General features: G+C 62.7%; 20 protein-coding genes. 15 read left to right on the top strand and 5 right to left on the bottom strand.

What is annotated here, in order from left to right:
• The first annotated feature begins 84 nt into the window (after window positions 1-84).
• The 13 genes from Q5Q88_RS03900 to Q5Q88_RS03960 all read left to right on the top strand — a co-directional run bounded on the left by Q5Q88_RS03900 (window position 85) and on the right by Q5Q88_RS03960 (window position 12,746).
• Window positions 85-942: a DegV family protein gene (locus tag Q5Q88_RS03900; protein ID WP_302741866.1), complete on the top strand. Its 858-nt coding sequence runs from the start codon at window positions 85-87 to the stop codon at window positions 940-942.
• A gap of 72 nt (window positions 943-1,014) precedes the next feature.
• The gene (pgi, locus tag Q5Q88_RS03905) at window positions 1,015-2,706 is read left to right on the top strand and encodes a glucose-6-phosphate isomerase (RefSeq protein ID WP_294122920.1); all 1,692 of its coding nucleotides are present in this window, start codon (window positions 1,015-1,017) and stop codon (window positions 2,704-2,706) included.
• Between the two features lie 192 nt (window positions 2,707-2,898).
• Entirely contained in the window at window positions 2,899-3,735 is an 837-nt protein-coding gene (locus Q5Q88_RS03910) for a Cof-type HAD-IIB family hydrolase (protein WP_118653175.1), read from the top strand.
• 75 nt (window positions 3,736-3,810) lie between these two features.
• Window positions 3,811-4,569, top strand: coding sequence for a GntR family transcriptional regulator (locus tag Q5Q88_RS03915; RefSeq protein WP_302741869.1), 759 nt, complete (start codon window positions 3,811-3,813; stop codon window positions 4,567-4,569).
• A 364-nt stretch (window positions 4,570-4,933) separates the two neighbouring features.
• A complete protein-coding gene (locus tag Q5Q88_RS03920) occupies window positions 4,934-5,353 on the top strand; it encodes a PTS sugar transporter subunit IIA (RefSeq protein ID WP_302741871.1) in 420 nt (139 codons plus the stop codon).
• 102 nt (window positions 5,354-5,455) lie between these two features.
• Window positions 5,456-5,923, top strand: a complete 468-nt coding sequence (locus Q5Q88_RS03925) for a PTS sugar transporter subunit IIB (protein ID WP_294122914.1) — start codon at window positions 5,456-5,458, stop codon at window positions 5,921-5,923.
• Window positions 5,924-6,135: 212 nt separating this feature from the next.
• Entirely contained in the window at window positions 6,136-6,921 is a 786-nt protein-coding gene (locus Q5Q88_RS03930) for a PTS sugar transporter subunit IIC (protein ID WP_294159044.1), read from the top strand.
• Window positions 6,905-7,756 (top strand): PTS system mannose/fructose/sorbose family transporter subunit IID, encoded by an 852-nt coding sequence (locus Q5Q88_RS03935; protein ID WP_118653185.1) that lies wholly within the window; start codon window positions 6,905-6,907, stop codon window positions 7,754-7,756. Before Q5Q88_RS03930 ends, Q5Q88_RS03935 begins: the two co-directional genes overlap by 17 nt.
• 167 nt (window positions 7,757-7,923) lie before the next feature.
• Complete coding sequence (locus tag Q5Q88_RS03940; protein WP_302741874.1) at window positions 7,924-9,045, top strand: SIS domain-containing protein; 1,122 nt, start codon at window positions 7,924-7,926, stop codon at window positions 9,043-9,045.
• Window positions 9,046-9,173: 128 nt separating this feature from the next.
• On the top strand, window positions 9,174-9,851 hold the full coding sequence (locus Q5Q88_RS03945) for an HAD family phosphatase (protein WP_302741876.1): 678 nt from the start codon (window positions 9,174-9,176) through the stop codon (window positions 9,849-9,851).
• A 50-nt stretch (window positions 9,852-9,901) separates the two neighbouring features.
• On the top strand, window positions 9,902-10,672 hold the full coding sequence (locus Q5Q88_RS03950) for a GntR family transcriptional regulator (RefSeq protein WP_302741878.1): 771 nt from the start codon (window positions 9,902-9,904) through the stop codon (window positions 10,670-10,672).
• Window positions 10,657-11,469 (top strand): GntR family transcriptional regulator, encoded by an 813-nt coding sequence (locus tag Q5Q88_RS03955; RefSeq protein WP_302741879.1) that lies wholly within the window; start codon window positions 10,657-10,659, stop codon window positions 11,467-11,469. Before Q5Q88_RS03950 ends, Q5Q88_RS03955 begins: the two co-directional genes overlap by 16 nt.
• Window positions 11,470-11,684: 215 nt before the next feature.
• Entirely contained in the window at window positions 11,685-12,746 is a 1,062-nt protein-coding gene (locus tag Q5Q88_RS03960; protein ID WP_118653195.1) for an SIS domain-containing protein, read from the top strand.
• Window positions 12,747-13,451: 705 nt separating this feature from the next.
• Here Q5Q88_RS03960 and Q5Q88_RS03965 read toward each other — a convergent pair.
• Together Q5Q88_RS03965 and Q5Q88_RS03970 are read right to left on the bottom strand one after the other, a co-directional pair.
• Entirely contained in the window at window positions 13,452-14,285 is an 834-nt protein-coding gene (locus Q5Q88_RS03965; protein ID WP_302741881.1) for a TatD family hydrolase, read from the bottom strand.
• A 47-nt stretch (window positions 14,286-14,332) separates the two neighbouring features.
• A complete protein-coding gene (locus Q5Q88_RS03970) occupies window positions 14,333-15,151 on the bottom strand; it encodes a tRNA threonylcarbamoyladenosine dehydratase (RefSeq protein WP_294122899.1) in 819 nt (272 codons plus the stop codon).
• 420 nt (window positions 15,152-15,571) lie between these two features.
• Between Q5Q88_RS03970 and Q5Q88_RS03975 the strand changes: the two genes are divergently transcribed.
• Complete coding sequence (locus Q5Q88_RS03975; protein WP_294122894.1) at window positions 15,572-16,876, top strand: O-acetylhomoserine aminocarboxypropyltransferase/cysteine synthase family protein; 1,305 nt, start codon at window positions 15,572-15,574, stop codon at window positions 16,874-16,876.
• Between the two features lie 157 nt (window positions 16,877-17,033).
• Window positions 17,034-18,713, top strand: coding sequence for an energy-dependent translational throttle protein EttA (gene ettA, locus Q5Q88_RS03980; protein ID WP_118653203.1), 1,680 nt, complete (start codon window positions 17,034-17,036; stop codon window positions 18,711-18,713).
• Between the two features lie 232 nt (window positions 18,714-18,945).
• Here the strand turns inward: ettA and Q5Q88_RS03985 are convergent, their stop codons facing one another.
• The 3 genes from Q5Q88_RS03985 to Q5Q88_RS03995 form a co-directional block, all read right to left on the bottom strand.
• On the bottom strand, window positions 18,946-20,226 hold the full coding sequence (locus tag Q5Q88_RS03985; protein WP_302741884.1) for a hypothetical protein: 1,281 nt from the start codon (window positions 20,224-20,226) through the stop codon (window positions 18,946-18,948).
• A gap of 39 nt (window positions 20,227-20,265) precedes the next feature.
• Window positions 20,266-21,207 (bottom strand): hypothetical protein, encoded by a 942-nt coding sequence (locus tag Q5Q88_RS03990; protein ID WP_118653207.1) that lies wholly within the window; start codon window positions 21,205-21,207, stop codon window positions 20,266-20,268.
• Window positions 21,208-21,332: 125 nt separating this feature from the next.
• Window positions 21,333-22,451 (bottom strand): glycosyltransferase, encoded by a 1,119-nt coding sequence (locus Q5Q88_RS03995; RefSeq protein ID WP_302741887.1) that lies wholly within the window; start codon window positions 22,449-22,451, stop codon window positions 21,333-21,335.
• Window positions 22,452-22,457: the final 6 nt, after the last annotated feature.

Consider the following 22,457-nt stretch of genomic DNA (forward strand, 5'->3'; position numbering starts at 1 on the left):
GAACATGTGATGACCTGATGATGGCTCGATTTAGCAGTACACTACTGCGGGTTATGTCCATTATCTAATCTGAAGGGGTCCATTATGTCCGTTCGCATCATCACCGACTCCGGTTCCGATTGCCTTCAGGGCGATCATCCCCAGCTCGACGTCCTGCCTCTTTCCGTGGGGTTCGGTACCACCACGTACCAGGCCGATGTCGAGCTCTCGCGCGAGCGTTTCTACGAACTCCTCGTCGAGGGCGATGAGTTTCCCACTACCGGCCAAGTCAACCCTTACGCGTTCTCCCAGGCCATTGAGCGTGCCCAGGCCGCAGGGGAGGACGTCGTGATCCTTGCCCTGTCCGCCAAGCTCTCCGGTACACACCAGTCCGCCTGCACCGCCGCCGCCGAGGCGAGCGACGTCACCGAGGTCTACGTGGTCGATACCAAGAGCGTCACCGTGGGCGAGCACATCCTCGTCGACTACGCTCTGCGCTTGTTGGACGAGGGCAAGTCGGCTGCCGAGATCGCCGGCGCCGTCGAGGCCGTCGTCGATCGCGTGGTCGTGGTCGGCCTGCTCGACACCCTCGAGTACCTCAAGCGCGGTGGCCGCATCTCGGCGGCGGCGGGCACGGTGGGCGAGCTGCTCTCCATCAAGCCGGTTATCACCATCGACAACGGAGAGGTGGCGGTGCTCGGTAAGGCGCGCGGGTCCAAGAACGGGCGCAACCTGCTGCGCCAACAGGTCAAGGCCGCCGGTGGCATCGATTTCTCCATGCCCGTGATGCTCGGCTATTCGGGCCTTTCCGACAAGCTTCTGCGCAAGTACCTCGACGACTGTCGCTCGGTGTGGGAGGACAGGATCGCCGAGGAGGACATCCCTGTCCTTATGGTGGGTGCCACCATTGGCACGCATGTCGGGCCGGGTGCCATTGCCTTGGCCTTCTTTAAGAGCGCATAGCTCAAGTCCCCGCCGATGCTCGGGGTGCTAAGATAGGACTATCCGTGCATACGACCACCGAGGAGGAAGCACATGACCGTTTCGGCTCCTATCGACGCCACGCAGACCCCCGCTTGGAAGGCGCTTCAAGCTCACTACGACGAGCTCCAGGCCAAGGGCATCAGCCTGAAGGACTGGTTCGCCGCGGACCCCGAGCGCGTTGGTAAGCTTACGTTCAAGGCCGGTGACCTGCACTTTGACCTGTCCAAGAACTTGATCACCGATGAGACGGTCAAGCTCCTCGCCGATCTTGGACGCGCGTGCGGGGTGGAAGAGCGTCGCGACGCCATGTTCTCCGGCGTGCACATCAACACCACCGAGGACCGCGCCGTGCTCCACACCGCCCTGCGTCGTCCCGCCGAGCAGAAGGGCGAGCTCATCGTCGACGGCCAAGACGTCGTGGCCGACGTGCACGAGGTGCTGGACCGCATGTACGCCTTCGCCGAGCGCGTCCGCTCCGGCGAGTGGACCGGTGTCTCCGGCAAGAAGATCGAGCATCTGGTCTCCATCGGCATCGGCGGTTCGGACCTTGGCCCCGTCATGGCCTATGAGGCCCTGCGCCCCTACGCCGACGCTGGGATCGACTGCCGCTACATCTCCAACATCGACCCCAACGACATGTCCGAGAAAGTGAAGGGCCTCGATCCCGAGACCACGCTCGTCATCATCGTCTCCAAGACGTTCACCACGCTCGAGACCCTCACCAACGCCCGTGAGGTCAAGGCCTGGATGCTCGAGCAGCTCCGCGCGGCCGGTGCCATCGACGGCACGCCCGAGCAGGACGCCGAGGCCATCGCGAAGCACTTCGTGGCCGTCTCCACCGCCCTCGACCTCGTCGCCGACTTCGGCATCGACCCCGAGAACGCCTTCGGCTTCTGGAACTGGGTCGGTGGCCGCTACTCCGTCGACTCCGCCGTGGGCCTGTCCCTCATCGTCGTCCTCGGTCCCGAGCGCTTCCAGCAGTTCCTCACCGGCTTCCGCGCCATCGACGAGTACTTTGAGAACACGCCGCTCGAGGAGAACGTCGTCGCGCTCATGGGTCTCATGAACGTGTGGTACGTCAACTTCTTCGGCGCCGACACGCATGCCGTGCTGCCCTACACCCAGTACCTGCATCGTTTCCCGGCATACCTGCAGCAGCTCACCATGGAGTCCAACGGCAAGCAGGTCCGTTGGGACGGCAGCGCAGTCACCTGCCACACCGGTGAGGTCTTCTGGGGCGAGCCCGGCACCAACGGCCAGCACGCGTTCTATCAGCTGATCCATCAGGGCAACGTGATGGTCCCCGCCGACTTCATCGCATTCGCCAACACGCATAACCCGGCCCAGGACAACGGCCAGGACGTCCATGAGCTGTTCTTGGGCAACTTCCTCGCCCAGACCAAGGCGCTCGCCTTCGGCAAGACCGCCGACGAGGTCCGTGCCGAGGGCACGCCCGAGGAGATCGTCCCCGCTCGCGTGTTCACCGGTAACCGTCCGACGACCTCGATCTTCGGCGACACCCTCACTCCGTTCGCACTCGGCGAGCTCATCGCGCTGTACGAGCACATCACCTTTGTCGAGGGCACTGTGTGGGGCATCGACTCCTACGACCAGTGGGGCGTCGAGCTGGGCAAGCAGCTGGCCAAGCAGATCACGCCCGCCTTCCACGACGACGAGGCGCTGGCGGCTCAGGACGCCTCCACGAAGGCCCTCATCGAGTTCTACCGCGCCACGCGCAAGTAACGGAGTCTTTGCCGATTCAAGAATTCGGTGTCGCCTCGCATAGGTTGATATGGCTACACCTATAGAGGGCGAGTCCATCCGGGCTCGCCCTCTTTGCGTTTCGAGGAGTGTTCCTCGTGGAGTCAACATCCCCTGTCTCTCACACAGGGGTATCATGTTCGCTTGGAAAACCTCCACTCGAAAGGATCTTGAATGTCCATTAAGGCAATTGCGCTCGACATCGACGGCACGCTCACCAACGATGCGAAGGTTGTCACCCCCCGTACCAAGGAGGCGCTGCTCGCCGCTCAACGTTCGGGTATCCGGCTCATCCTTTCTTCTGGGCGTCCGGTGCAGGGCCTCCGCGCCATTGCCGCCGAGCTCGAGCTTCAAGACAATGGCGGCCTGCTCGTCGCCTTCAACGGTGCGCGCGTGATCGACGCCCAGACCGACGAGGTGCTCTTCGATCAGCCCATGGAGGAACGCGCTCTGCGCGCGCTCGTTGGGCACATGCGCGACTTCGACGTCATCCCCTGGATCACCGAAGGTAAATACCTGTACGTGGAGCGCGGTTGCAGGCACACCATCACGTATCGGGACGCTCCCTTTGACATCGTCGACTACGAGCGCAGGATGTGTGACCTCGAACTCGTCGAGGTCGACGACCTGCTCGAAGTGTGCTCTCGCCCCCAGGACAAGCTCCTGTGCGCTTCCGAGCCGGAGTACCTGCAGGCGCATTGGCGCGCGATGCACGAGCCCTTCACTGACACACTTTCCGGTATGTTCACGGCCGACTTCTACTTCGAGTTCATGGCCCCTGGCATCAACAAGGGCAATGCGTTGGCCGGCTCGCTGCCCAAGATCGGCATCGACGCGTCCGAGGTGATCGCGTTCGGAGACGCCCAGAACGACATCTCCATGCTCGAATGGGCGGGCATCGGCGTGGCGATGGGCAATGCGACCGATGCCGCCAAGGCTGCGGCCGATGAAGTCACCGCCTCCAACAACGAGGACGGCATCGCGCTCGCGCTCGACAAGTTTTTGGGCTAAGGACGTCTCGCCGGGGCGATTGTGGTACCGTCTCATATGATGGCTTAAGACGTATCAATACAGGAGGAGATCGATATGGCGAAGATGCTTGACGATGGTTCTTCGACGCCTCTCTATGCTCAGCTGCGCGAGCTCTTCAAAGGCCAGATTGTGGATGGCGCTTTCGTTCCCGGAGAGAGGATTCCCTCCGAGGACAAGCTCAACGGCCTGTATGGCGTGAGCCGCATTACCATTCGCCGCGCCCTGCAAGAACTCGTTAACGAGGGATATCTCGTCAAGTGTCCGGGCAAGGGCACCTATGTGAGCGAGCGTCTCCCGGGTACATCCGTCTCGTCCAAGGTCCGCGCCAAGTTCACCCAGAACAATGACGTCCAAAGCTTCACCGAGGCGTGCGAGAGCAACAACCAACGCGCCGGCGCGCATTTGATATCGATCGAGCAGGTAGAGGGCCTCGACGATGCCCGGGCCTTCTTTGGCTTTGGCAACGAGGGACGCCTGCTGAGGGTTGTGCGCATCCGGACGGCGGATCGCACACCCATCATGGTTGAGGAGAATTACTTCCCCGCCGAAGCTTATGCGTTCCTGCGTAGTGCGGATTTTGAAGACACTTCGCTTTACGACATCATTTTGTCCAACGGTCATGGCGAGCCGATGCTCACCGAGCCGTGCGATCTTGATCTTGAGAAGGCGTCCGCCGAGCTTGCGCCGTATCTCGATGTTCCCGTCGGCGAGCCGCTCTTCTGCCTTGAGGGCCGCTATTACGATACCGACGGGTCGCCCATGTACCTTGGCAGACAGCACATTGTGGGCACACGGTATACCTTCCGCATTTAATGTGCGCTAAGAGTGCTCCTGATTGGGGCCGGCGGGGCACCGCGTCCGTACAGTCGAATTTCGATCGGCCCCCGGTCTCTATGAGAAGTAACGTCCCGATGGTGTCTCCATGGGGGCGTTACGTGTATGTGAACACCTTTGATTCCAACGGGCAATTTCCGCGTTGCCGGTGAAAATGGTCTTTCCTAACGGAAGAAGGTAATGCTGTACTAACCTGTCATATACAACTTAGAACTAAGAAAAACCACTCACCGCGAAAAACAGGCCGTTTACAGAACGCTTCCTATAACAGGATATGACAGGTTATGCCCTGCCTATAATAGGTCTTGCATCGACGAGATAAGTTGGATGAGGGGAATGCATAATGGCTCAAATCATCATCGCAACGCACGGCGGGCTCTCCCGCGGCATGCTCGATTCACTCCACATGGTCGCCGGCGGTGCAGCCGACGGCATCGAGACCTACAGCCTCGAGTTCGGCCAGCATCCCAATGACTACTACGAGCAGCTCCGCGAGCGCATCTCTGCATCCGACGAGCAGTTCATCATCATGTGCGACATTAAGGGTGGTAGCGTCCACAACGCCCTGTTCCGCCTCACCGAGTTCCCCAACGTCGTGATCTTCTCCGGCCTCACCATGGGCATGGCGCTCGAGATCGCCCTTACCGCCCGCGACGGCCTCGATGCCGCCGCCGCCGAGCGTGTGCTCGAGGCTGCGCGCGAGGGCGTCACCGTCTGCATGGGCGGGGAGGTCGTCGACGAGGACGAGGACGAGGACTTCTAGCGAGGACCTCCGGGATCGCGGGATGCCCGCACGGCGCCGGCGCCCGCACGCTTCCATACACCGGCAACGCCGCGTGAGCGGCTGAGATGAAAGGAAAACGACATGATCAAGATGCTCCGCGTCGATCACCGTCTGCTCCATGGCCAGGTGGCCGTTTCCTGGAAGAGCGCCCTGGATGTCGATTGCATCCTCGTCGCCAACGACTCCGTGCCCGGCGACGCCCTGCGCAAGAGCGCCATCAAGCTCGCCAAGCCCGCCGACACCAAGCTCGTCATCAAGACCATCGAGGACTCCATTACCGCCATCAACAGCGGCAAGACCGACAAGTACAAGCTCTTCATCGTCGTCGAGTCCATCGCCGATGCCGCTCGCCTCTGCCGTGAGTGCGGCATCAAGCACCTCAACCTGGGCGGCACGAAGGCTACCGCCGAGACCCGCGCGATCTCCAAGGCCATGAACGTCACGCCGGCGGAGGAGGAGACGCTGCGTGCGCTCGTCTCCGAGGGCGTTGACGTCGAGATCCAGATGGTTCCCGACGACTCGGCCGTCAAGGTGGAGCGCGCCCTGTAGGGTATCCCCCACGGTGCCGCCCGGGCTCAGCGAGCCAACACGCCCGGGCGGTCCGCAAACGCGGCGCATGACCGCGAGACGTCCCCGAAAACCAGACATGAGGGGCCCATCGGAGCATGGGCGGGGGATGTCTGCGCCTCAGGCACCGGGCTTGCTTATGCACAAAGGGGTGGCGAGGGGCCGCCTCTTGAGATATGCAGAAAGGAGCACAGATGATCGTCCAAGCCATCCTGCTGGGCCTCGTCGCCATGCTCGGCAACGCTGAGTACCTGCTCGGTACCAGTTGCCTGTCCCGTCCGCTGGTGATGGGAGCACTCACCGGCATCATCATGGGTGACATCCCCACGGGTGTCACGCTCGGTGCCACCCTGGAGCTCGCCTTCATGGGCTCGTTCTCCATCGGCGCGAGCATCCCGCCCGAGATGATCTCCGGTACCGTCCTCGGCACTGCGTTCACCATCTCGACCGGCTCCGGCCTCGAGACCGCGCTCACCATCGGCATCCCCGTGGCCTCCCTCGTCCTCATCGTGAAGAACGTCGGCATGGTCTTCATCCTCCCGCCGTTCGTCCACAAGGCCGACGACTACGCCGCCAAGGGTGATATGGCCGGCGTCGCCCGCATGCACTTCCTGGGCGGCTTCTTCGGCGTCAACCTCATCATCGGCCTGTGCGTCGCCATCGGCTTCTACGCCGGCGGCCCCGCGGTCCAGGCGCTGCTCGACACGATCCCCGAGTGGGTCTCCAACGGCCTGCAGATCACCATGGGCCTGCTGCCCGCCATCGGTTTCGCGCTGCTGCTCAAGATGATCATGAACAAGACGGTCGTCTGCTTCTTCATCGCCGGCTTCGCGCTGTCCACCTACCTTGGCATCCCGACCACCGGCATCGCCATCTTCGGCGCGGTCGTGGCCGTCGTGCTCGCCCAGATCCAGCAGAAGCTGAACGCCCGTCCCGCTCTCGCCACCGAAGGAGGTATGGACGATGACGACGACTTCTAACGACGCCGCGGTCCAGACCGCAGACGAGCGCAAGCTCACCAAAAAGGACCTCAACAGGGTCGCCATCCGCTCGCTCGGCATGGAGTGGGACTGGAACTACGAGCGGCAGATGAACATGGCGTTCTGCTACTCGATGCTCCCGATCATCAAGAAGCTGTATCCCAACAAGGATGATCAGACCGAGGCCATGCAGCGTCACCTCGAGTTCTTCAACACGACGCCGCACATGTCCACGCTCATCCTGGGCATCACCGCCGCCATGGAGGAGCAAAACGCCAACGACCCCGAGTTCGAGACCGAGTCCATCAACAACGTCAAGGTCTCCCTCATGGGCCCCTTGGCGGGCATCGGCGACTCCTTCATCTGGGGTACGCTGCGCATCATCGCCACCGGCGTCGGCGTGAGCCTCGCCGCCCAGGGCAACATCCTGGGACCCATCCTGTTCCTGCTGCTCTTCAACATCCCCGCTCAGGGCCTGCGCTTCTACCTCATGCACGCCGGCTACAAGCTGGGAAGCGGCTTCCTCGCCAAGGTGCAGGAGAGCGGCCTCATGGAGGTCCTCACCTACGGCGCCTCCGTCCTGGGCCTCATGGTCATCGGAGGCATGACCGCCGAGAACGTTGGTATCAACGTGCCGCTCGTGATCGGCTCCGGCGAGACCGCGACCACGCTGGGCGACATCTGCAACACGATCATGCCCGGCCTGCTCCCGCTCGCCTTCACGCTGCTGATGTACTGGCTTGTGAGCAAGAAGAACGTCAAGACCACCACCCTGCTCGTGGCGCTCGTGGTCGTCGGCCTCGTCGGCTCGTTCTTCGGCATCTTGGGCGTGTAGGCCGCGACCGGCCGAGGTATCGCCTGAACGGGGTGCCACGTTGTGACGGAAAGGCGGCTCGCACGGACGGGGAGCCGCGCCCCATCAACATTTGGAGCGGGGCGTCGCACCGTGGGCGTTGCGCCTGCGTGCGGCGCCCCGCTTCCCTAATTTCAAGGAGGGGACATATGGACACGTTGGAAGAGCGCGTATGGACGATGGGGGATTACGTCGACGAGTCCCCGCGCGTGGCGCACGAGAACCTCGACCGCGTCGATGAGCTCACGGATCCGCTCGTCGTCTGCTGCGGCGGCCGCGTCCCTGCAAGGATCCGCCTGGTGGCATCTGGCTCGTCGTTCAACGCCTGCCAGTGCGCACTGCCGTTCATGGCGTCGTGCCTTCCTGGCGTCCAGATCGATGTCGTGACGCCGCACCGGTTCACCTATTACGAGCCCGAGGTCCGCGAGGGCGAGCTCGTGGCGGTCGTGACCCAAAGCGGCCTGTCGACCAACGCGCTGGAGGCACTCGACGTCATCCGTGCCCAGGGGGCCCGCGCCGTGTGTCTGACCGGCAACGTGGGGGCTGACGCCCGCGACCATGCCGACGTCATGGTCGATTGGGGGGCGGGCACCGAGCTCGTGGGCTACGTGACGAAGGGCGTGACGACGCTCGCGCTGTTTCTCATGATGTTCGCCGCCCGCCTGGGCGGGCGCCCCGAGCGTATGGCCGACCTCGCGGCGGCGGTGGAGGTCCTGGACGCGGTGCGCGCCTCGACCTACGAGTTCTACCGCGCCCACGAGAAGGCGCTGACATCGATGCGTCTGAGCTACAGCATCGCCGCCGACGGAGCCCGCGGCGTCGCCCTCGAGGGGGCGCTCAAAATCGGCGAGACGGTGCACGTCCCGAGCCCCGCCTACGAGGTGGAGGAGTTCATCCATGGGCCCAACCTGCAGATCACGCCCGCGTATACCATGTTCTTCTTCGATGCGCCGGATGCCGCTCGTGAGCGCTGCCGCTTGATCTACCGCGCGGCCCGCGAGGTGAGCGACGCCGCGTTCCTGGTGACGAGTGCACAGGCAGCCGAGCCCGCCTCGACTGCGGAGCTCGCCGGCGACCCGAACGTCCTTGTGGCCCCCGAACTTCCCGCTGCCGACCTCGCCTCCTTCGCCTACCTGCCGTTCGTGCAGCTGGTGAGCCATCTGACGAGCAGCGCGCTCGGCAGCTCGAAGCAGCATCCCCTGCTCAAGCGGTTCAAGGCGATCGCCGCGGCGAAAACCGAGAACTTCGTGAACTACGACGGCGATGACTGATTTTCGGCGGAGAGCCGAAATAACCCCTACAATCATGCAGAGCGGCACGCGCGCATCCACCTGCGCCCCGGGCGGGGAGGATGCTTGGGCGCGTGCCGATTTCACTAACCGGACAGGAGACCCCGCTCATGACCCAGCCCGCCTTTCCCTTCAAGGCCGTCATCTTCGACATGGACGGCGTGATCGTCGATACCGAGAAGTTCTATTTCGACACGCTCGCCGGGATGTTCGACGCCGCCGGCATCGATGTGCCCCGCGAGTCGTTGTGCTCCGCGGTGGGCGCGTCCTTCAAGGACTTCAAGCGCAACCTGGTAGCGTGGTACGCGCTGGGCGGCGAGCAGATCACGGAGGACGAGGGGCTCGAGCGCTATAACGCCTGGGAATCCGCGCATTATCCGGATTTCGCGTCCCTGCTCAACCCCGGGGTGGTCGAGACCGTCGACGAGCTCAAGCGCCGCGGCGTCCGCGTCGCGCTCGCCTCATCCTCGCCCATGGGCAACATCCGCGAGGTCCTCGCCGCATGTGGCCTCGCCGATGCGTTCGAGCTGGTCACGAGTGGCGAACAGTTCCACCAAAGCAAGCCCAATCCCGAGATCTACCTGCACACGCTCGAGAGCCTTGGCCTCATTGCGGACGAGTGCTGTTGCGTGGAGGATTCCGTCCCCGGCATCACCGCGGGCAAGGCGGCCGGCCTCACCGTGGTCGCCAAGCGCGAGGACCGCTTCGGCTTCTCCCAGGAGGCGGCCGACTATACTATCGATTCGATTCCCGACCTGTTCGAGGTCGTTATGCCGCTCGGTCGATAGAGGCTGCGGTTGCCCCGCGCGCGTGGTCGTGTTTGAGAGGAAGTGACGGCGTGGCAGATGAGCCTATGGGCATCCCGCCCAAAGACCGAGCCCAGGAGGGCATCCGGTGGTATATCCACAACGCCGGCCTGACCGGAGGGGACAAGTTGCCCTCTGAGCGTGTGCTTTCCGAGCGCCTCGGTGTCTCGCGCACGGCGCTTCGTGCGGCAATCACCCAACTCATCTCGATGCACGTGCTCGAGAGCAGGCAGGGGTCGGGCACGTACGTGTTGCCGCCTAAGCCCATCAACATCTTCCAGGAAACCCGGAACTTTTCCGATGCCGTCCGCCGCGTGGGTCGTGAGCCCGGCGCCCGCCTTCTCGACGCCCGCGTTGTGGATGCCGATGAGGTGCTTGCGGCCAAGTTCGATCTTGCCGTCGGTTCGCGCGTGTTCGAGGTCCGCCGCGTCCGCTTCGCCGACGACGTTCCCGTCGCCGTGGAGACCTCTTATATCAACTACGCGCTGTGCCCCGGTATCGAGGGGCACGACTTCTCGCGCGAGAGCCTCTACGACGTGCTGGCCCATGAGCACGGGATCCGCGTCGGGCACGGTACGGAGCGCGTCTCCATCGCCCGCGCGACTTCCCAGGAGGCGGAGAGCCTGCTGATCGACGAAGGTGAGCCGGTCTTTTTCGTGCAGGCGCTCGAGCGAACTGCCGCCGGCGTGCCCATGGAGTATCTGAAGGCCGTCTACGTACCGAGCAGGTATCGGTTTGCGAGCAACGGCTGCAAGAACGGCGTGGTTCCCGAGGGGGTGTCGAGCACATGGCTCACGTGGTAGGTCACAACGCGGTGGTGCGAGACGAAGCCGGCGTACGAGACTTCCGCCGCCATGACCTGGAGGTGACCGCCCTCGGGGCTCCATGTGTTTCGCGTCATGCCGGCGAACCCCGATACGTGCAGATTCGCCATGCCATCGAGCACCGCATCGCCGAGGGCGTTTATGCGCCGGGGTCGGCCATCCCCTCGGAGCACGAGCTCGCCGCTGCGTTCTCGACCACGCGCCTGACCGTGCGCAATGCCATCGACGGTCTCGTTGAGCGGGGGCTCATCCGCCGCGTGCAGGGTAAGGGGGCATTCGTTGCCCAGGGCGGCGCGGACTCCGGCTCGCGGGTGAGCGGATTTAGGTCCGCTGCGGGGGCGGCCCGCGAGGTCGCCTCGGTGCGTCAGCTCTCCAAATCGCTGCGTGCCGCCGGGCCGCTATACGCCCATCTCTTCGATATCGATGAGGGCGATGAACTCTACTCCATCCGCCGTCTCAACAGCACTGACGGAACGCCCGTGTCGCTCGAGCAGACGCTCGTCCCCGTCAAGCTGTTTCCGGGCATTGAAGATGTCGATGTATCGGTGTTCAGCCTTTATGAGACGTATGAAATGTGCGGTAGACCCGTTGCCCTTGCACAGGAGAAGCTCGACGTGGTCGCTTTGTCCGCGCGCGATGCGGGCTTGCTTCAGGTTGAGCCGGGAAGCCTCGCCCTTTCCCTCGAGTGCGTCAGTTTCGATGTCGATGGCAGGCCCATCGAGCACGCCTATTCATTGACGCCTGCAAACCAGGGTGGATACACCTATCAGTACTAATAGACATCGAATGACGGCGGACAGGTGCTCACGCAACCTGTTCGTCGTTGTCTGATTCAGGGGAAATAACCGCTTACGGAGAAGATGTGACCGTTCGCGGGAAACCTTCTGGCATCACCAAAATGGTATGAAAAAGCGTTAAGATGTACTCAACAAGTGGTATTAAAAACTCTCAACTTGGATATGAGAGGCCACGGCGGCGAAGGGAGCCAGCAATGAAGGAGACCGAGAAGATCGAGATCATGCACTTCGACCAGGAGGGCTACCTCGAGGACGGCAGGAACGTCTACGAGGCCGGCAAGAAGATGACCGCCCTGGCCGACCGCGTGCACGAGGAGGGCTACGACGCCGTGTTCCTCATGGGCGTCGGCGGCACCTGGGACGAGTTCATGCAGCTCGAGTACCTCATGAACAAGTTCGGCGACAAGGACCTCGAGGTCTACCTCATCCACGCCGCCGAGTGGAACGTCATGGGCCACAAGCGCATGACCGAGCGTTCCATCGTGCTGACCGCCTCCGAGTCCGGTACTACCCCCGAGGTCCTCGAGGCCATCGGCAAGATGAAGGAGATGGGCGTTCGCGTCTACGCCATGACCAACCCCGAGGGCAAGATCGGCCAGGCCGTGGGTGCCGAGAACTGCGTCATGATGGCCTCCGACCACGGTGCCGGCGGCTGCGAGAAGGGTTACTACCTCGCCGACTGCTTCGGCCTGCGCCTCCTCAACCGTCGCGGCTGCTTCCCCAAGTTCGACCTGTTCATCGAGCAGACCAAGGACATCTGGAAGGACATGCTCGACATCCGCAAGCGCTTCGAGCCCCGCGCCGAGGAGCTCGCCCGCAAGTACGCCCTGGCCGACTACACCATGTTCATCGGCTCCGGCGCGCTGTGGGGCGAGACCATCCTCTACTCCATGTGCCTGCTCGAGGAGATGCAGTGGAAGCGCATCCGCCACATCACCTCGCATGACTTCTTCCATGGTACCCTCGAGCTCCTCGAGCCCGGCGTACCCGTGTTCCTGTTCATGGGCGAGGACGAGTGCCGCGCCCTCGACGAGCGCGTCCGCGCCTTCCTCACCAGCGGCGTGACCGGTGACGAGGATTACGTCATCATCGACACCGCCGAGTACGCGATTCCCGGCCTGGACGACGACTTCCGCGTCATCGTGTCCCCCTGGATCCTCTCCGTGCTCACCACCGACCGCCTTGCCCGCAACTACGAGCTGGTTACCAAGCATAACCTCAAGTACCGTCGTTACTATCACCAGTTCGACTACTAAGAGATCAGTTGCCAAGGACCTGGTTGCTCATGCCTTAGCTGCCGCGGGTTCATCTGCTGCGAGTCCGGCTCTCAGCAGATTGGGAAATGCGGCTGTCATATGGTCAATTCTGGGGTGCCCGCCATGCTGCGGGTGCCCCATTTTCGCTATCTGCTCGGTGTGCTTGTTGAATGAGAGCGTGCGCGGAAATGCGTCGCATGCGGAGGGTTGGAGGGCTGGTAGCCTCTCGTCGTTTCGATATGTATAAAACAAGCAATTATCGCGATATTATCGCATAGAAAAAGAGTGCTCCGCGGCTGGCCATCGTGTGGGTTTCCGCAATTGGTCAAAATACCTAAATAATGCGCCCGCACCGTGCGGACGGATTATCAAAAGTGCAGGTCATAAAAATCAGATCGCTGGCATAGCGGGTGGCGACGGCGGTATTGTTCGGTTCGCTCGGAAAAACCGCAGGAATTGCGAACGAGGGTCGTTATGCATGGCTAGAGATTCATTCTGATTTGCGCACTATTTGGGTATTTTGACCACAATCGCAAAATCACACGGCTCAGCTCCTGCTCGATATCGAACTTGTCGAATGCTCCCTCGCTTCGCGCGTCGAAGTATGGCAAGCACCGAGAGCCAGATCCCGTTGACGTCATTTGGATCGCTTACGCGAGTATGCGCGGGCAAACGAGTGCCGTGCGTCAAATCTTGGTGGCGTTATTATCCGAGAATCGCCGCGCTCGTTTGTGCCATGTACGCGGCGAGTTCGCCCTGCTCGATGCCTCGAATGCGCGCGAGGGCGTTAAGCGTACGGTTCAGCGAGGACTCGAGCTCCTCGGCGGAGTAGGGGGATCCAGGCTGCGCCGGGGCGTCCGTCTCCAGGTGCAGCCGACCGAGGGGCATCTGCCGGGCGTATTCCCGTCCGCGCTTGGTGGCGAGCATGCGTTCGTTGACGGAGATGTGGCAACCGAGCTTGCGGAGGCGCATGAAGTCCTCAGAGGTTCCCGAGAACCAATGGAAGATGCAGGTGGCAAGGCGGGGAAAGCTGTGACGTTCAAGGACGTCGAGGGCTTCGGAGGCCGCTCGTACGGCATGAATGGACACGACGCGCCCTGCAAGCGGGCTTTCGCCGCATGCATCTAGGATGCGTTCGAAGGCGGCGAGCTGGGCTGCGCGCGTGCCTATATGGGAAGGGGAGAAGTCAAGGCCGATCTCTCCGATGAATGTATCGCCCGCGACAAGAGTTGCGGCCTGCTCGACCATCAAGGGGTCTTCGTCGATCCACCAGGGGTGCAGACCTGCGCCAACGCGGATATTGTGGCGCGGCGCGAACTGTTCTCGGGCGGCGAGCGTATCTGCGGGCGTTACGGTCGTGCAGAACGCGGCGATGCCCATGCTTTCGAGCTCGGATGCTACCTCGGCGCCGTTTGCCATGCGGTCCAAGTGGCAGTGCATGTCCACGAGGTTCCAAGGGCGATGTTCACGGCCGTTCGAGCTTGCGTGAAAGGTAGTTTTATCGAAAAAACGCTCCGAATCGGGCTCAGTTTTCGACATTTCTACCCTTTTCGAGCACGGTGTACACTCAGTCGGTACGCGCGCACTCATGCGCGTCCGCCCCGTTTGCCAGCAAGTCGGCCCTTTTGCGCAGCGTCATGCATGGCGAGTGCGGCGGAGACGTCGTCGCCCGTGCCAAGACCCGAAATATGTCGTAGGACCTCGCCGGCGATCATTTGACCCATGATGGGTGGCATGAAGCTCGCGGTGCCCAAGTCGGTGCGCTCCGAGCGCGCGGCGCCGGGCGCGGCGGCGATGCGCACCGGCTCTTCGCAGGAATAGAGCACGCGCAGGTGGCGGATGCCGCGCTTGCGGCACTCCTTGCGCATGATGCGCGCCAGCGAGCAGTTGACCGTCTTGTGCACGTCGGCGATGCGCAGGCATTCGGGGTGAATCTTCTTGGCGCCCCCCATGGAGCTGATGAGTTCAAAGCCTCGCGTTTGCGCGAGAGCGGCGAGGGCGAGCTTGGTGGACACCGTGTCGATGGCATCGACCACGTAGTCAATATGCCCATCTGCCTCTGTAAGGCAGATGTCGTAGAGGTCTTCGAGGTTCTCCGCAAGGACGAAAGCGTCATGGGCAAAGACGCGGCAGGACGGGCTGATATCTGCGATCATGGCGGCCATGACGTCGACCTTGCGCTGACCAACCGTACTCTCGAAGGCAATGGCTTGACGGTTGATGTTGGAGGGCGCGACCACATCCTTGTCGACGATGAGGAGGGTACCCACACCTCCGCGCGCGAGCGCCTCAACGCAGCTCGACCCAACGCCACCGCAGCCGAACACGAGGACGCAGGCGCCTTCAAGGCGAGCGAGGCGTTCATCGCCGAGTATAATACGCAGGCGGTCCTTCATGGTTTCCATCGGGGCTCCTTGGGAGATTGCAGGCATGCGTGGTGACCTCATATTGTAGCGTGACGCGCACGGCTTGGTGCAATGTCGAAGCGAGGAGATGGCGGGTCGTATATGAGGCGCTCGCACGCAGCGAGGCGCCGGAGCGCGTGCGGGCTGCGGCTCCAAGGCCGCCGTTGCTCTTTGATGCGGCGACGCACGCAACCTGCCGTTCGAGGCCCATGCGCTTGAACGACCACAGCTTGAAACCATGGTGAAGCGAAACGGAAATGCGACCGAAACGAACGCTTGGTCAGGTTGACGGCCGTCCTGCACCTCACTAGGATGCATTCAGCAACCCATCCATTAGATAGGAAAAAACGGGAAGCAATGTCGCACCTGTGAGTGGGATTGCGAGGAGTAGTTTTTCGCCGAGAACCCAAGGAGCACGTTATGAGTCGTTTTACTAAGAACCCCGACCACGAGTTTGGCTTCGACACCCTGCAATTGCATGTCGGACAGGAGAGTCCCGACCCCGCGACCGACGCCCGCGCCGTCCCAATTTATCAAACGACGAGTTACGTGTTCCGCAATTCCCAGCATGCCGCCGATCGCTTTGGGCTGGCCGACGCCGGCAACATCTACGGGCGCCTGACCAACTCCACCCAGGGTGTACTGGAGGATCGCATCGCCGCACTCGAAGGTGGAGTGGCGGCGCTTGCGGTTGCGTCGGGCGCGGCAGCGATCACCCTCACCGTCCAGGCGCTTGCTCGCGCCGGGGCTCACGTGGTTGCCCAGAAGACCATCTACGGCGGCACATACAACCTGTTGGCCCACACCCTCGCCGATTTTGGGGTCGAGACCACGTTCGTGAATATCCACGATCTGGCCGAGGTCGAGGCGGCGATCCGTCCTGAGACTACGCTCGTCTATCTCGAGACCCTTGGCAACCCCAACTCTGATATCCCCGACATCGATGCCGTCTCCGCGCTTGCCCATGCCCATGGGTTGCCCGTGGTGGTGGACAACACGTTCGGCACGCCTTATCTCATCCGTCCGCTCGAGCACGGCGCCGATATCGTGGTGCATTCGGCGACTAAGTTCCTGGGCGGTCACGGGACGAGCCTGGGTGGCATCATCGTCGACGGCGGGTCTTTCGACTGGACCGTGGGCGGTAAGTTCCCGCAGATTGCCGCCGCCAACCCGAGCTATCACGGGGTTGCGTTCGCCGATGCGGCGGGCCCTGCTGCCTTTGCCACGTACGTACGCGCCGTCCTCTTGCGCGATGAGGGCCCCTGCATCTCACCCTTCAACGCGTGGATTCTGCTGCAGGGTGTCGAGACACTTTCGTTGCGCCTCGACCGTCACGTTGAGAACACGAAGCGCGTGGTTGAATACCTCGCCTCCAGCCCGTACGTGGCCAAGGTGAATCACCCGAGCCTGCCCGATCACTCTGACCACGAGCTCTACAAGCGCTATTTCCCGCGCGGGGGCGCATCGATCTTCACCTTCGAGATCAAGGGCGGCCAAGACGCCGCGTGGAAGTTCATTGACCATCTGCAGGTGTTCAGTCTGCTGGCCAATGTCGCCGACGTGAAGAGCCTGGTCATTCACCCTGCCACCACCACGCACTCTCAGCTCACCGAGGCGGAGCTCGCCGACCAGGGCATCACGCCCGCGACCATTCGCCTTTCCATCGGTACGGAGGACATCGAAGACATCATCTGGGACTTGGATCAAGCCTTTACTGCACTGTAGGCGTGTGCTAACACCTCAATTAACTGCCTGTCCCTAAATCGAGGTAATGTGTCGGGGTGGATTGGTTGCGCAATTCGTCGAGAATTCCTGCAGTTCTCGGTTTCATGCGACAATGGGGAACGTTAGACCACGTAAACCCTTGGAAACGGAGCCGTCCATGGCAGAGTTCATCTACCAGATGTATCAGGCGCGCAAGGCGCATGGCGACAAGGTCATCCTCGACGATGTGACCCTGTCCTTCTATCCGGGCGCCAAGATCGGCGTCGTGGGTCCCAACGGCATGGGCAAGTCCACGTTGCTCAAGATCATGGCGGGCATCGAGGAGGTTTCCAACGGCGACGCCAAGCTCACGCCCGGTTACACCGTGGGCATCCTCCAGCAGGAGCCCCCGCTGGACGAGGACAAGACCGTGATCGAGAACGTCCGCCTCGCCTTCGCCGACATGGTCGCCAAGGTCGAGCGCTTCAACCAGATCTCGGTCGAGATGTGCGACCCGGATTGCGATATGGACGCCCTGATGGCCGAGATGGGCCGCCTGCAGGACGAGATCGACGCCGCGGACGGCTGGGACATCGACTCCAAGCTCGGCCAGGCCATGGACGCGCTGCAGCTGCCCGATTCCGACATGCCGGTGAACATCCTCTCCGGTGGCGAGCGTCGCCGCGTGGCCCTGTGCAAGCTCCTGCTCGAGGCACCCGACCTGCTGCTGCTCGACGAGCCCACCAACCACCTCGACGCCGAGTCCATCCTGTGGCTCGAGCACTTCCTCAAGAACTACCCCGGCGCCGTGCTCGCCGTCACGCATGACCGCTACTTCCTCGACCACGTGGCCGAGTGGATCTGCGAGGTCGACCGCGGGCACCTCTACCCCTACAAGGGCAACTACTCCACCTACCTGGAGACCAAGGCAGCTCGCGCCGCGGCGCAGGGCCAGCGCGAGGAGCGCCTCGCCAAGCGCATCGCGGCAGAGCTCGACTGGGTCCGCTCGTCCCCGAAGGCCCGTCAGGCAAAGAACAAGGCGCGTCTGGCTCGCTACGAGGAGATGGAGGCCGAAGCCCGCGCCAGCCAGAAGGTCGACTACACCGACATTCGCATCCCCGTGGGCCCGCGCCTGGGCTCCAAGGTCCTGGTGGCCGAGCACCTGCATAAGGAATTCGACGGCCGCGTCCTCATCGACGATCTTTCCTTCACCCTGCCGCGCAACGGCATCGTGGGCGTGATCGGCCCCAACGGCGTCGGCAAGACCACGCTGTTCAAGACCATCGTGGGCCTGGAGCCGCTCACGAGCGGCAGCCTCGAGATCGGCGAGACCGTCAAGATCTCCTACGTCGACCAGATGCGCGGTGGCATCGACCCCGATAAGACCCTGTGGGAGGTCGTGTCCGACGGTCTGGACATCATGCAGGTGGCCGAGAACGAGGTCCCGAGCCGCGCCTATGTGGCGAGCTTCGGCTTCAAGGGCCAAGATCAGCAGAAGCGCGCCGGTGTGCTTTCCGGCGGCGAGCGCAACCGCCTGAACCTCGCGCTCACCCTCAAGCAGGGCGGCAACCTGCTGCTTCTCGACGAGCCCACCAACGACCTCGACGTGGAGACCCTCTCCGCGCTCGAGTCGGCGCTGCTGGAGTTCCCCGGCTGCTCCGTGGTCATTTCCCACGACCGTATGTTCCTCGACCGCGTGGCCACCCACATCCTCGCGTGGGAGGGCACCGACGAGAACCCGGGCAACTGGTATTGGTTCGAGGGCAACTTCGAGCAGTATCAGGAGAACCGCGTCGCCCGCCTGGGCGAGGACGCCGCCAAGCCGCACCGCGTCCACCGCAAGCTCACGCGCGACTAAACTGACTTGCATCGCCGCGTGCCAAAAGGGGGCGTACCCCTTTTGGCGCACCCTTTGGCACGCGGCGATCTTTTGACAAAGCGGGCAGAATGTCGAAATTGACGCGTTTCAATCGCGTTTTTTTCGACATTCTGCCCGCAGTGCGTTGGGAGCGGGGTCGTGTCGCCGTACCGTCTCCTGGCACCCCCCGATTTTTCGGAGGGGGTGCATGCGCGTCTCTGCGTTGCTTGGCCTACTTGACGACGAATAGCTCCCACTGCAAGCCAGGGCCCGAGCGTTTTTTGAGCGTGACCTCGATGGGTTCGATGCTGTTCGCATGTTGAACGCGCAAGGGGAAGACGACTCGGGCTCGCGTGCCCGTTATGAGTTCGAGCGTGCGGGCGCGGGCATAGTCCTCTGCGAGAAGTGTGAAGACATCGGTGCCGTAGGGGAGCAACTCGCAAAGGTCCGCGATGCGTTCGCTGGGAAAATACACCTCGCTGGAGAGGTTGGTGGGGTAGCTTGCGAGGACCTCAGGCGAGGGCGCGGGATTTCTCGTCTCCGGAGTCGCCTCAAGCACTATCTCGGGCTCTGCTGGGGCGGCGACGCTTGATTGTGCGGAAGAGGAGGACGGCAGCTGCGTCGGAGCTTCGACGACATCGGGCAACGCCTCGAATTGCGCAGGGTCCTCGGCAGGTGCGGGAACGGTGCTTTCGGGCGTCTCAGTGCGCACCGGGGAAGGTGCGGGCGCGATGGGGTGTGACTGGATGGTCGTCTCGCGGTCAATCCCGTTGTAGGGGTCGTAGACCACGGTGAGCGATATCGCGGGCCTTGGGCCATCGGGGGACGTATCGTCGACACCCGGCGCTGCCGCCTCCCGGGCTGCTGGCTGTTCAGGCTCTGTGTCCGCATCGGGTGCGCTGGACGGCTCGTCGGCGCCGGATGGCGCACCGGAGTCGGATGGCGCGCTCGAGCCGCTTGACGTGTCATGGAAAGACGGCGCGGTGCGTCCGGGAGCGGCAACGCTCTCCGGTGCTGAAGCGGGTTCAGGCTGAAGACCGGATGGCAGCTCGCCATCCGCCTGCGCCGATTCGCACTCGAGCTCCGGCTCCTGTGCGGGCACGGGCTTCGGTTCGGGCTCCGGGCGCTTTGCGCGTTTGGGGCGCACCGGCTTGAGCGTCTTGTCGGCCTTCTTGCGTTTCCACGGTTTGCCGGAAGATTCTCCCGCAGTCTTTTTGCCATCCGTCGCCTCAAATGCGGCGAGCGCCTCGTCCCATGTGGGCTGGGCAATGATGGTCGCGTAGATTCTGCCACCCTTGAAAATGGTCAACTTGACGAACACCTCAAGCGCTTCGAGTAAGTCGCGCGTCGAATCAAATCCCAAGTCATCAGCGGTCATCTGATCGGATGCGAGGGCCTCCTCCACGGCGGGGAGAAACGTCTGCCTCCCACACCCGAGTTCTTGGGACAGAAGGCGATACAGGTATATAAGGTTGTTCGCAGTTAGGTTTGCGGAGGATTTCGCTCGTGCCATGGTGGCCTCTTTCAATCGATTGCGCTCACCATGGTAGCATCATGCGCCGGCGTTCACCTCGGTGCCGTTATCGGTTGACTGCGTCCCTGCTCCATTTGAGCTATCAGATGAGGACCCGTCTGTGTTGCCGTCACTGGAGTCCGAGCTCGTTGAGCCACCGGAGTTTGTATTGGAGTTCGACGAATCGCCAGTGCCTGTGCTTCCCGTGCCCGACGTGGAGCCCGATCCCGATGTGGCATCGGTGCTGGACGTGGCGCTGCCATTTGTCGTGTCGTTGCCGTCTTGCGTTGCTTGCGGGGCTGACGTCGAAGGCGTCGTCGGGGCAACTTCATCCGCGGGATTTGTCGGCGGCTGATCGGTGGACGTTGAGGCACCGAACACGGATGGCGTCTTCGTGCCCAGGCCCTCTCCCGCGGTGGCGAGCATGACGGCGCCTGCGCTGATCACGACGGCCAGAACGGCAATGAGAATTGATGCAAAGGTCACCTTTCGCTTGGACGCGCTTCGCTCTGCGGCTGCCCTTGCCTGCAGCTTGGTAGGCGCGATGCGGATATGCGGGGTGCGGGTGTCTTCGTGCGCCGCTTCGGGGCTCATGTTCGTCGTTGACGAGGCGGCGCTGGTCCCGTAGGCGTCGAGCGTATCGAGGACGCGCTCTTGCGCTTGGTAGGCTCGCATCGCTTGTTTTGCCTTGAGCTTTCGCGCACTCGTGTCGAGTGCGTTGCGATAGAGCTGGGAGCACACGACGGTCACCACGGAACTCACGGCTGCGCCGATGACGGACCCCGCGATGCCGATTTTTGATGAGAGGAGCATGGAGGTCACGGCGGCCGCCGCCGCGGCGATGATTTGCGCGACAGAGATGCCGTCGAGGAGCCCCTTGCGCAGCGCGATGGGCTGCGTCGCCCCGATGTGCGTGTCGGGTGAGCCCAGGTACGCGCTATACGGACTGCGGGTGGTCTGTTCTGTATCGTTTGAAGTCATAGGGTACACCTCTCGTGATCGCTCACGAGATTCTCGTACCCACGCGCGCGCAATACCACCCCGTCACGCAAAGCAACGCAAAGTCCTAACAGACGAGGAAACCCTGTGAAGGTTGCCGAGTGAGGCTAGCGGTTGGCCTTGAGCTTGGCGAACAGCGTGGGAGCTGTTCCGCGAACCCATTCGATGAACATGCCGGAAACCAGGCAGAGCGTCGCGCTGTTCATGCGATAGGGGATGAGCATGAGGCGCATCTTCGCGCTGCGGGGCCGAGCCGCCTTGAGCGAGGGGCGCACCGCCGGCGAGCTCAGCATCTCCTTGACCTTCGCGCGCTTTTGGGAGAACGACTTGGGGTTCTTGGGGGAACATTCGTTGGCCACGCAGCCGACGAGGCGCTCGATGTACCGGCGGCTCACCATCTCGTTGGCGCTGGCGTCGTCTTCCATGTTCCAGTGGCGGTACAGCTCGCGCATCCAGTCGTTTTCCGTCTCGCGCTTCTCGAACACGCCGTCGCGATACCGGGCGGTTTCCGAGTCGGCGCGCCGGCGGAAGAAGCGGTACAGGGGCTCGCTCGTCATACTGACACTCTGGACGTCCCTGATGTAATCGAGCACAAAGGGGAAATCGTCCCAAAAAACATCGCGATACCGGATGCCGAGCTCATTGAGGCGGCTGGCGAGGAACATCTTATTCCAGGGCGGATAGAACATGTTGTTGTCGAACAGCGCGGGCGAAGCGTGATGGAAGTCCTCTGCCGTCGCATATGTCGCATCCGGAACCTGCTTGACCTCAACGTAGGTATCGTCTCCGGAATCATCGCCATTGCCGTATCCCGTGGTGGTGACGATCTCGAAGCCACAGACCGCGAGCTCGCAGTGATCCCGCTCCATGATGGAGGCAAGGTGCTCGAGCATGGTGGGGGCGCACTCGTCGTCGGCGTCCACGAAAACGAGGTAGCGTCCGCGCGCCCGGTCGATCGCGAGGTTGCGCGCCGTAGGGGCCCCGCCGTTTGGGACATGGAGGGCGGTGAGGCGCGGGTCCTGCAGGGCCATGCGATCGAGAATCGCCCCCGTTTCGTCGTGCGATCCGTCGTCAACGACGATGACCTCAATGTCTGTGAGGGTCTGGTCCAGGACGGAGCGAACGGCCGCCTCGACGTACGCCTCGACGTTGTAGGCGGGAATGATGACAGATACCAGGGGAGTCGCCTCGTTCGTGGCGATGGCGGGGGATGAATCGGCGGTCACGGATGC

This window comes from uncultured Collinsella sp. (assembly GCF_959026545.1).
Lineage (GTDB): Bacteria > Actinomycetota > Coriobacteriia > Coriobacteriales > Coriobacteriaceae > Collinsella.